The organism is Dyadobacter sandarakinus (assembly GCF_016894445.1).
Taxonomy (GTDB): Bacteria; Bacteroidota; Bacteroidia; order Cytophagales; family Spirosomataceae; genus Dyadobacter; species Dyadobacter sandarakinus.
Map to the genome: position 1 here is coordinate 3,229,822 of NZ_CP056775.1, position 11,238 is coordinate 3,241,059.

Genomic DNA, 11,238 nt, shown 5'->3' on the forward strand with positions numbered 1-11,238 from the left:
TAAAAAGTACTTTATGCAGATACTATTTTACTATTATATGGCAAATGCGTAATCAGAAGAAATTTATTTCTGTTTAAATAAAAATAAATGCAAAGCTGGTGTAACCACTATCTCAGCTACGGGCATAGAATTTTCGCCTTTGTACGGGCAGGCTGGCTGACCAGGCTTGTGATGTTTTTGTTAAAACCAGGACGCGCCTTGGTTTCAGCAGCTAAATTTGATATGTTGGGAATCCACAGGGTCCATTCTAATCCGCTTCTGCTATGAACAGAATTCTTATACCGATAGATTTTTCGGAAAACGCCGTGCATGCGCTTGCCGCAGCCAAAATTTTGGCTGAACCGGGACAAACCGAACTGCTCGTACTCCATGCCTACGAGCCTTACATAGCCGACGTGAATGTTAGGCCGGGCAACATGATGCCGGGCATTGCCACGCCCGATTTCCTTTCCCTCACCAATGACCTGGAAGACGAGTTCAAGAAAAAACTTGAACAATATACGGCCGAGCTCAGGGCTGAGGGTTACCAGGCCGAGGCGCTGTGGGTACTCGGGTCACTGCAATCCGCTGTGGAAGACGCCGCTGCCGAGTACAAGCCGAACATGATCATCATTGGCCGCACCGGCACAGGCGGCTTTCTGGACAAGCTGATCGGCACCTCGGCAACCCAGCTTGCGATGCATTCGGCTTGTCCGGTTATGGTTATCCCGCCCCAGGCAACGCCGCGCAAATTTCTGAACGTCGTGTATGCCACACAGTTCGAGTACGACGAAACCGATATCCTGAAAGAGGTGTATGTGCTCATGAACTACCTGGGTGCCAGGCTTACGCTGCTGAAAGTACAGGCCGAGCACCAGCCCAACATTCAGCCCGACAACCAGTACATCAATGAGATCAAGTCTGAATTTGCGATTACGGATGCAGATATTGTGGTTCGTACCGCAAAACACGCGCTCGATGGCATCGAAGATTATTGTGACGAAACCCGGGCCGACCTGCTGATTATGTCCGCCCGCGAAAGATCGTTCATAGAAGAGTTTCTGATTAATCCTTCGGTGACAAAAAAGCTGATCGTGGATACCCATATTCCATTGCTCGTTTTTCATCTGAAATAGGCAATGTGCCTGACACCAATGCATTATGGAGCAAAATGAACTGAAAACACACGTCGGCAAACGCAAACGTTACAAGCGCAAAAACCTGCTGACCTCACCCGGTACGCTGACATACATCGGGCCCGAGGTAGAGATGAAAACCAAGGTGCGGCGCATCCGGTATAATGAAAATGGTGTTTCCAATGAGCTTGTAAAATCATTGAAAGAATGTCTGCCCGCGCAGAATGGCGAAAAAGTTACTACCTGGCTGGACGTTGACGGGATCCACGAGACCGGCCTGATCGAGAAGCTGGGACAACTTTATCATCTGCATCCGCTGCTGCTGGAAGATGTGGTCAATACCGAGCACAAGCCCAAGCTGGAATTTTATGATGCAGGCTACCTTTTTATCACACTCAAAATGCTGCATGTGGAGTCGTCTTCGCCCATTTGCATCAGCCCTGAGCATGTCAGCTTTGTGCTTGGCACCGACTACCTGCTTTCTTTCCAGGAAGAGCTCACCAATGATATTTTCAGCCCGGTACTGACCCGGCTCGAAGCTTCTGCCGGCAAAACGCGCCGCCACGGCCCCGACTACCTGCTTTTTGCGTTGCTCGACATTGTGATCGACAATTACTTCATCGTGCTCGAACAACTCGGCGACGCGCTGGACAAAACTGAAGATGAGGTAATCAGCAGGGCGGATGATTTTTCGCTCAAAGACCTGTACGCATTGAAACGCGAGCTGACAGTGGCGCGCAGGCTGATCTGGCCGGTACGGGACATGATCAACCAGCTGATCCGGGAAGACAATACCATGCTCAGCAAAGACATCATACCGTACTACCGCGATCTTTATGACCATGTAATGCAGGTGATCGACACCATTGATTCGTACCGCGAGCTCGTAGCAAGCCTGGTGGACGTGCATTTGTCGACCATCAGCAACCGGATGAATTCGGTAATGAAAACGCTGACGATTTTTTCAGCCGTATTTATGCCGCTGACCTTTATCGTGGGTGTGTACGGGATGAATTTCGACAACATGCCCGAGCTGCATTCCCGGTACGGGTACTTCTATGTGTGGGGAGTGATGGCGGTGGTCACGGTTGCGCTGATCCTTTATTTTAAATCAAAAAAGTGGATGTAGCGGCCGGCAATAATTCCACTTTTCGTCCTGATCATCTGTGTGGATTGATACCTTTGTGCTCTCAAAATGCATTTTGAAATGAGCATTACAGGATACTACCCGCAAACCATTGCTACCAAGGCCACTTACCTGCTTACCGACAGCCGCCAGCTTTCTTTTCCTGAACAAAGCATTTTTTTCGCGATCAAAGGCGCCCGTCATGACGGACACCAATATGTGCAGGAACTGTATGACAAAGGTGTGCGGGAGTTTGTGCTGGAAGAAGCCTCATGGACAGCCGAATTGCAGGAGCAGGCAGCAGCCTGGACCGATGCGGAGCTATATGTAGTGCCGTCTGCAATCCGGGCTATGCAGCAGCTGGTAGCGCAGCGGCGCCGGAGCTTCCATATCCCGGTGGTCGGAATTGCGGGAAGTAATGGTAAAACGATTGTCAAAGAATGGCTTGTGCAGCTTCTATCCCCCGATCAGCGGATCGTGGCCAGTCCGAAAAGCTATAATTCGCAGATCGGCGTACCGCTGTCTGTCTGGAACATGGGGCCGGAGCATACGCTGGGGATATTCGAGGCCGGGATCTCTCAGGCCCATGAAATGGAATACCTGCAACCTGTCATGCAGCCTACGACAGGTATTTTTACCAATATCGGCAGCGCCCACAATGATGGCTTCCGCAGTAACAAGCAGAAAATCACCGAAAAACTGCGCCTGTTTACCAAAGTACGCAAGCTCATTTACCGGAAAGACTATACCCAGGTAGACCAGGAAATTGTGTTGATTTTACAGCCTGTCAATGCATTTCTGCAGGCTTTAAGCTGGGCTACCGCTACCGCAGCCGACGTAACCGTGCGCTTTGAACCGGATCAAACCGGCGCGACCATTGCACTTTCAGGAAAGCTTGGCGTGCACCGGTTCCATACCGGTTTCAAAGACGAGGCTTCGCTGGAAAACCTTACCCACTGCATCGTCTTTATGCTCGATTTCGGAGTGAAGGCCGAGGTAATTTCCCAGCGCATTGCATTGCTGAAGCCCGTCTCCATGCGTCTTGAACTGAAAGAGGGCATTCACCACAGCCACATCATTGACGATACTTATAACAATGACCTGCAGGGGCTGACCATGGCGCTGAACTTTCTTGTGCAGCAGGAGCAGCATGCGCGGAAAACCGTCATCCTGTCGGACGTACTGCAAACCGGGCAGACGCCGGCAGAGCTGTACCGGACCATTGGGAAGCTACTGGCCGAAAAAGGAATCCACCGGATTGTCGGGATCGGGCCGGAGATCAGCAGCCAGCAGGAGCTTTTTGACATTCCTTTCAAGGAATTTTATCCGGGTACGGACGCATTTCTGCAAAGCTTCAACTTTTCGTCTATATCCGACAATCTGGTACTTGTAAAGGGAGCACGTCCTTTTTCATTTGAAAAAATCATTCACCGGCTCCAACAGAAAGCGCATGGTACCGTGCTGGAAATCAACCTCGATGCACTGGTACATAATCTTAACTTCTACCGCTCCCAAAAGGCTTCCGGCACCAGGGTGATGGTAATGGTCAAAGCATTTGCATATGGCAGCGGCAGTACGGAAGTGGCTGCATTGCTGCAGTACCATCGGGTAGATTACCTGGGTGTGGCGTATGCAGACGAGGGTGTGGCACTTCGCCAGAACGGGATTAACCTGCCAGTTATGGTTATGAATGCATCCCCTTCCACCTTCGACCTCCTGATCAGCTACCAGCTCGAACCTGAAATTTACAGCCGGCAGGTGCTGGAAGAGTGGATTGAGTACATTGGGGAGAACAAAGCAGGATTGAATCTCCCTCCGATACACCTCAAACTGGACACCGGGATGCACCGGCTCGGGTTCGTGGAAAATGACCTCGACTGGCTGGAAGCCAAGCTAGAAAGCTGCCCTGCATTGAAGGTGGCATCTGTTTTCTCGCATCTGGTAGGGGCAGACGAAGGTGTGCACAATGAATTTTCGCGGGAGCAGTTTGCCCATTTCAGCCGGTGGACTGCGCGGCTTGAAAAAACATTGGGCTACATGCCCCTGCGCCATATTCTTAATTCGGCAGGCATTGTGCGCTTTCCCGAATACCGGATGGATATGGTACGGCTCGGCATCGGGTTATATGGTGTAGAGGCTACCGGCCGCGAGCAGGATGCATTGCAACCGGTGGGTACGCTCAAAACCATTATCTCGCAAATCAAACACCTTAAAGCTGGCGAAACGGTAGGTTATAGCCGTAAAGGTGTGCTCGATCATAATGCCGCCATTGCTACCATCGCCATCGGGTATGCCGACGGCTACGATCGCCGGCTTGGCAATGGAATCGGGAAGGTGTGGGTGAATGGTACGCCCTGCCCTACCGTAGGGAACATCTGCATGGATATGACCATGATTGATGTTACAGGCGTTTCTGCTGCGGAAGGCGACGAAGTAATTGTATTCGGAAAAGAAATGCCGATCACCGAGCTGGCCCGGGAGATCCATACCATTCCGTATGAAATCCTGACGGGGATCGGTGACCGGGTAAAAAGGGTATTTTACAAAGAGTGATCGTGCCCAGACTCCGGGGTTGCTTCTGATTTTTCCTGAACTTCCGTATTTTCTTCCAGTGATTCCAGCACAGGAACATCGCATTTGGACGCGGGCTGCTCTTCTTCTACAAAAAGATGGGTAGCCATTACTTCGCTCAGGGTAACATTGAAAAATGCCTTGTGCACATTCAGTACCTCGCCATCTTCGGACATTTCGCATTTGAGATAGGTACCGTCTTCCTGCAGTTCGTAGGCATTCACATTGTCTTTGAGGCTGTAATACAGGATGTGGATCGCCTGCTGGCGTACCCGCGGATCCACCAGCTTAAAGAGTGACTCAATCCGTTTGTCAAAACTTCTTACCATGGCATCTGCACTGCCGCCATATACCAGTGGTTGTCCATTTTGGTGAAAATAAAAGATGCGGGAGTGTTCCAGGAAGTCGCCCACGAGCGATCTTACGGTGATATTCTCGCTCAGTCCTGCCCGTTTCGGGCGCAGGCAGCACATGCCTCTGATGATTAGCCGGATCGGCACACCGGCTTCCGAAGCTGCGTACAGTTCCTGGATTGTCTCCCGGTCTTCCAGTGAGTTCACTTTGATACAAATGCCGCTTTTTAAACCGGCACGTGCATTTTCGGCCTCTTTCCGGATCAGCTCGATCAGCTTGTCGCGCATATAGCGGGGCGCGGTGATCAGGTTCTGGTATTCGGTCGGTATGGAATGGCCGGTGATAACATTGAAAAACTCCGAAATGTCTTCGGTATATTCTTCATTGGATGTCAGCAAACCGGTGTCGGTATACAATTTTGAGGTGTCCTCGTTATAATTTCCGCTGGACAAATGCGCATACCTGGCCACCCTGCTTCCTTCATTACGGACAATCAGGAGCAGCTTGGTATGGGTTTTCAGCAGACCGATGCCGTAAATGACAAAGCAGCCCGCTTTTTGCAGACGCTGGGCTTCACGAATGTTGTTTTCCTCATCAAACCTGGCCTTAATCTCAAATAACACTGCTACGTGCTTGCCATTTTCAGCAGCATTCAGCAGCGCCTGGGTCACGCGCGAATTTTTTGCAAGCCGGTAAATTGTCAGCTTAATCGAAAGTACTTTTGGATCTTCCGCCGCCTGTTCGAGCATTTGCAAAACCGGCTCAAAATTGTTGTAGGGATGGTGCAGCAGGATATCCCGCTCCCGCATCACTTCAAAAATATCGGGTATCCTGTCCCGGTCTAGCCCGAGCGGTGGTACCGGCGGATGGATGGAAGGCAGCTGGTCTTTAAACTCGGGGTGCTTGATAATGCTCCAAAGCGCGGTATAGTCGATCAGCCCGTCAATTTCAAAAACATTATACTCGTCGATCTCCCAGCGCTTTTTGATCAGATGCAGCAAATCCGGGTTGATGCCGGGTTCGACTGATACCTGTACGATCCGACCAAGCCGCCGACTTTTGATTTTTTGCCTGATCTCATCTACGAAGTCGGCTTCGATATCGTCGCTTTCTTCCAGGGTAAAGTCACCATTACGGATCAGCCTGAAAATGTTGGTGGAAATAATATCTACATTCCTGTAAAGCTTGTCAATGTGCTCTTTGACAATGGTTTCAATAGGCAGGAAAAGCAGCTCGTGCTCCCGCTCAATCACGAAAAAGCGCGGCAGGTTGGCGGGCAGCTGTACAAATGACAGCTTGCGCCCCTCTTCGTGCGTAGTACCTTTTACCTGCGTGGTGACCGCCAGGATCAGTACCTTGGCCAGCAGCACCGGGAATGCGTGTGTATAGTCAAAGAGCATCGGTGTCAGCATCGGGTACACCGTACGTTCAAAATATTCCTCCACTGCCTGTTCCTCTTCATCACCCAGCTCACCCATGTCGATGATCCGGAAGCCATGGGCTGCAAAAAGCGGCATCAGCTGTCGCTGGTAACACTCATTTTGGCGACGGACAAACTCCTGTACTTCGCGCATCAGTACCTTGCGGAAAGGAATCTCGCGCAGGCCGGAGTAATCAAGTCGCTCCTTGCCGAAATCAAGGTAATTGTAAAGGCTGCCTACCCGGATTGTAAAAAATTCGTCCAGGTTGGAAGAAGTGATCGCCAGGAACTTCAGGCGGTCAAACAGGTTACGTTCCTCATTGGTAGCCTGGTCCAGCACACGGTCATTGAACTTCATCCAGCTCAGGTCCCGGCTGATCAGGTCGCTTTGCTGAACCTGGTTGTGGGCCTTTTCGGTAGCGGTAACTGCTTTGGGTTCTTCGGAAGGAGCAGGTTCACGGGTACTTTTGAACAGGGAAAAGAAGTTGGTCAATCTGCCCTTTCTTTCGGCACCGTCTATAGAATCATGGCTTGGCATACTCAGGTCAATTTAGTCTTGGCAATGGTTTATAAATTTCAACGAATCTAGACATTCTAATGTTTTCAGCCGGATGATGTTTGTGTTAAATTTTGACCGGAAAAAAGAAACGGATGACCGTTTTCCAGCCATCCGTTTCTCCTTATTTCCGAACAGTCAGATGTCTATACATCAACACGTGCATATTTTGCATTTTTCTCAATAAAATCACGCCTTGGGGCTACTTCATCCCCCATCAGCATGGAGAACAGGTGATCGGCCTCGGCAGCGGACTCCACAGAAACCTGTTTAAGGCTGCGGCGCTCAGGATTCATTGTAGTTTCCCAAAGTTGCTCGGCATTCATTTCACCCAAACCTTTGTAACGCTGTACATTCACGGAATCCTCACGTCCGGCGCCAATCTCGCGCACGGCTTCTTCACGCTGCTGCTCGGTCCAGCAATAGCGCTCTTCGCGGCCTTTGCGAACAAGGTAAAGCGGTGGCTGGGCAATATAGATGTAGCCGTGATCAATCAGGATTTTCATGTACCGGAAGAAGAAAGTCAGGATCAGGGTACGGATGTGACTTCCATCCACGTCGGCATCGGTCATGATCACGATCTTGTGGTACCGCAGCTTGTCAATGTTCAATGCACGCTCGTCACCATCCTTACCGATCTGGACTCCCATAGCGGTAAACATGTTCTTGATCTCTTCATTTTCATAAATCCGGTACTCCTGGGCTTTTTCAACATTCAGGATTTTACCCCTGAGTGGCAATATCGCCTGAAATGCGCGGTTACGTCCCTGCTTGGCAGTACCACCCGCAGAGTCCCCTTCAACCAGGTAAAGCTCGCAGATATTGGGATCAGTTTCAGAACAGTCGGACAGCTTGCCGGGCAGGCCGGTACCTGTGAGCACGTTCTTGCGCTGAACCATTTCACGCGCTTTTTTCGCTGCAATACGGGCTTTGGCTGCCAGAATCACTTTATCGATGATCACTTTGGCTTCCTTGGGGTGCTCGTCCAGGTAAGTATCCAGCATTTCAGCTACTACCTGGCTTACCGCGCCAGTCACCTCGGAGTTACCGAGCTTGGTTTTGGTCTGACCTTCGAACTGCGGCTCGGCCACCTTAATGCTGATCACAGCGGTAAGTCCCTCCCGGAAATCGTCCCCGCTGATCTCGACTTTTTCTTTGGCCAGGATTCCTGATTTTTCGGCGTAGTTTTTCAGCGTTCTGGTCAGGGCCGCACGGAAACCCGACACGTGGGTACCGCCCTCAATGGTATTGATATTATTGACATACGAAAATACGTTCTCGCTGTAAGACGTATTGTACATCATCGCAACCTCCACCGGAATGGAGCCACGGTCATTTTCCATGTAAATAGACTCGGGAATAAGCGGCTGACGGGTAGCATCCAGGTAGGTCACAAACTCTTTCAGACCAATTTGCGAGTAAAACTCCTCGCCCCGGAATTTACCGTCTTCGTCTTCCTCCCGTTTATCTTGCAGTGTAATGCGGATGCCTTTGTTGAGGTATGACAACTCACGCAGGCGTCCCGCTACGGTCTCATATTTGAATTCAGTAACCGTGAAAATGGTTGAGTCGGGCAGAAAGTGAATCAGAGTACCCGTCTTTTCAGACTCTCCGATCACGCGGGTCGGATACAAAGGCTTGCCTTCGCTGAACTCCTGCTCAAACACTTTTCCTTCCCGGTGTACCTCTGCCCGCAGGTGGATAGACAGGGCATTAACGCAGGATACCCCCACACCGTGCAAACCTCCCGAAACCTTGTAAGTATCCTTGTCAAATTTACCCCCGGCGTGCAAAACGGTAAGTACAACTTCCAGTGCCGACTTTTTTTCCTTGGGGTGCATACCGGTAGGAATACCCCGGCCATTATCCTGAACAGTAATTGAATTATTTTTTTCTATAGTAACATGGATGGTATCACAGTAGCCAGCCATCGCCTCATCAATGGAGTTGTCAACAACTTCCCAGATCAGGTGGTGAACTCCCTTGAAGCCCGTATCGCCAATGTACATGGCCGGACGCTTGCGTACGGCCTCCAACCCTTCAAGAACCTGGATATTTTCAGCTGAATAGCTATTTACTTCAATTACTGTTTCGTTTGACATACAATTTGTTTTACCCCGGTAAAAAGAACCTTTTTACGCATTTTAAGCATGTAAAGATACAAATTTTTCACCAGCATTCCTCCCCCGAAAGTGATTAAATGTGCCATTTTCCACGCCTGCAAAATATTACTAATCCGATACGCGGCAGCCTGCTGAACAGGATCATTATTGTTTATAAATGCCTTCAATTTCAAAGGAGTGTGAGTTTTCCTGCCTTTACATCAAGTGCCTTGTCAAGGCGGTAAAAGTTTCTTTTTCCGTTGCTGCCCACATCAAGCAATCCCAGGTCGTAGCATCCGGTATCCAGGTCGTCTGTGCGCAGCATCGTATTGAAGCCGCCCTTGTAATACCGGCCCGTCGCAGCGATCACTTTACGCGCCTCGACCTTGGGGATGGCAGGCAGTAAAAAAATGTTTCCCCGGCCGCAACTGCGCAGTACGAGGAACCTTTCGGTGAGTAGTCCTGGGAATGCAGGAAGCAGGTCGCTTGCTACAAAGTGATACACCATACTGTCCGGAAGAGCGGGTTTCAGGCGCCGGATATTCCAGTGAGAAAGGTAAATGCGGTACGCTGTACGGGAGGTAGCATGTGTCTCAAACAGTTTTTCCAGCTCACTTTTACTGACCAGCGGCACAGGTAGCTGCACGATCCCGGAGCGACAGGCCGGCAGCAGGTAAAATCCTGCATTCCGGATGAAGGAACGGTCTACCGAAAACATCCGGTGATTGTTTTTCCAATTATAAATATCAGCTTCATACGCCGCTTTTTTGGTGGCGACAGTACCTGTGTACAGGTAGTAGGCATACACGCAGTAGCATACGGATGCTGCCGTAACACCATACACGAAGCGCGGCCTGCGAAGCCAGCGCAAACGGTCGAGGGCAAGCAGGTACACAAGGATGATCACCATGACGCCATAAAGCTGAAACCGGCTGGCCACTATGGTACCTGCCCAGGATCGTACGGTGGCAATCACCAGTCCGGTAATCAAAATAAATAGGAAGATGCTCAGCAGCGACGCAGTCACTGGCTTTACCAGCCGATATTCTCTCTTTAAAACAGACCGGAAGGTCACCAGCATAAATGTGAGCGCCACACCACCGCCAATGCCCGCCCACCACGAAGGATCGTTCCAGAGAGCCAGGCCGGAACCAATGAAGCAAATGAATGAAAGCAAAACGGGCAGCACGCCCGAAGGTGCCTGCGCAGCCTGTCCCGGCTCATAGCCCAGCAGGTACAAGCCCAGCGCCAGCATCATAAAACCCATTGTTGCACCGGCCTTCCCCAGATCTCTCATACAAACGTAGTAGCAAACCACCGCGGCGAATGAGAAAATGCCGTTTCCATGGGTATAGGTCGCTAGCAAGCAGCAACACATTGCTCCGTAAAAAGCCTGCATGGAGTCACGCTGTGCCAGGCTGATAGCAGTTACGAGGAACGCGGTGAGGAATGAATGCTGAAGACCGGTGAGCGCCCACCCGGAAACTTCATGGTACAATGGCTGAAAAAAGATAAAAGGGACCGGCAGAAAGTAATAAACGGGCAAGCCAAGTTTACCAAACAACCTGTAAAAAAAGCCGAAGATATACAGCAGGTTAAGGGAGGTGACTAGGATATAAAAGCGGAAATGCAAGTGCCCCGTCAAAGCGAAGTCCAGCCAGGAAAGCAGCCGCGGGATCACCGGCTTATGATCATTGCAAGTTTTGAAAAGCTCCCCGAGAACATCTGCAAACGAAGCATCGGCGCGCGTGATCGCTTCAATAAACTGAATCAGCAGAAAATCGTCGAGATAAGGAAAGTTTACAGAGAAATGCAGGATATAGGCAAAGTGCAGCGCAATAACGATGACGATCACTGCATAGCAGATTGTCCTGGTCATAAAGAAGAGTGCGTATAGTATGGACGGACAATTTAGTCAGAAATCACATTCCTGAAAATTACCCGTTTTTGCAAAAACTGACAACAAATACACACAGGCAGTAGAAATAAATTGA

The 11,238-nt window shown here is 50.3% G+C and carries 7 protein-coding genes; 3 read left to right on the forward strand and 4 right to left on the reverse strand.

From position 1 onward, the window contains the following. Window positions 1-263 precede the first annotated feature (263 nt). The 3 genes from HWI92_RS13060 to HWI92_RS13070 all read left to right on the forward strand — a co-directional run bounded on the left by HWI92_RS13060 (window position 264) and on the right by HWI92_RS13070 (window position 4,794). A complete protein-coding gene (locus HWI92_RS13060) occupies window positions 264-1,115 on the forward strand; it encodes a universal stress protein (protein ID WP_204655743.1) in 852 nt (283 codons plus the stop codon). Between the two features lie 25 nt (window positions 1,116-1,140). Continuing rightward, complete coding sequence (corA, locus tag HWI92_RS13065; protein ID WP_204655745.1) at window positions 1,141-2,244, forward strand: magnesium/cobalt transporter CorA; 1,104 nt, start codon at window positions 1,141-1,143, stop codon at window positions 2,242-2,244. A 78-nt stretch (window positions 2,245-2,322) separates the two neighbouring features. Continuing rightward, entirely contained in the window at window positions 2,323-4,794 is a 2,472-nt protein-coding gene (locus tag HWI92_RS13070; RefSeq protein WP_204655747.1) for a bifunctional UDP-N-acetylmuramoyl-tripeptide:D-alanyl-D-alanine ligase/alanine racemase, read from the forward strand. Here the strand turns inward: HWI92_RS13070 and ppk1 are convergent. The 4 genes from ppk1 to HWI92_RS13090 all read right to left on the reverse strand — a co-directional run bounded on the left by ppk1 (window position 4,782) and on the right by HWI92_RS13090 (window position 11,123). Then, window positions 4,782-7,124: a polyphosphate kinase 1 gene (gene ppk1 / locus HWI92_RS13075; RefSeq protein ID WP_204655749.1), complete on the reverse strand. Its 2,343-nt coding sequence runs from the start codon at window positions 7,122-7,124 to the stop codon at window positions 4,782-4,784. The two genes, HWI92_RS13070 and ppk1, sit on opposite strands and share 13 nt — an antisense overlap. Before the next feature lie 164 nt (window positions 7,125-7,288). After that, a complete protein-coding gene (gene gyrB, locus HWI92_RS13080) occupies window positions 7,289-9,244 on the reverse strand; it encodes a DNA topoisomerase (ATP-hydrolyzing) subunit B (protein WP_204655751.1) in 1,956 nt (651 codons plus the stop codon). Then, window positions 9,226-9,438 carry a hypothetical protein gene (locus HWI92_RS13085; RefSeq protein ID WP_204655753.1) on the reverse strand — a complete coding sequence of 71 codons (213 nt, stop codon included), beginning with the start codon at window positions 9,436-9,438 and terminating at the stop codon, window positions 9,226-9,228. The genes gyrB and HWI92_RS13085 overlap by 19 nt, the downstream gene beginning before the upstream one ends. Continuing rightward, the gene (locus HWI92_RS13090) at window positions 9,435-11,123 is read right to left on the reverse strand and encodes a hypothetical protein (protein WP_204655754.1); all 1,689 of its coding nucleotides are present in this window, start codon (window positions 11,121-11,123) and stop codon (window positions 9,435-9,437) included. Before HWI92_RS13090 ends, HWI92_RS13085 begins: the two co-directional genes overlap by 4 nt. Window positions 11,124-11,238: the final 115 nt, after the last annotated feature.

Excerpts from the sequence above, each read along its gene's own strand:
- HWI92_RS13060 (WP_204655743.1), top strand. The coding sequence starts at position 264 with ATGAACAGAATTCTTATACCGATAGATTTTTCGGAAAACGCCGTGCAT.
- corA (WP_204655745.1), top strand. The coding sequence starts at position 1,141 with ATGGAGCAAAATGAACTGAAAACACACGTCGGCAAACGCAAACGTTAC.
- HWI92_RS13070 (WP_204655747.1), top strand. The coding sequence starts at position 2,323 with ATGAGCATTACAGGATACTACCCGCAAACCATTGCTACCAAGGCCACT.
- ppk1 (WP_204655749.1), bottom strand. The coding sequence starts at position 7,124 with ATGCCAAGCCATGATTCTATAGACGGTGCCGAAAGAAAGGGCAGATTG.
- gyrB (WP_204655751.1), bottom strand. The coding sequence starts at position 9,244 with ATGTCAAACGAAACAGTAATTGAAGTAAATAGCTATTCAGCTGAAAAT.
- HWI92_RS13090 (WP_204655754.1), bottom strand. The coding sequence starts at position 11,123 with ATGACCAGGACAATCTGCTATGCAGTGATCGTCATCGTTATTGCGCTG.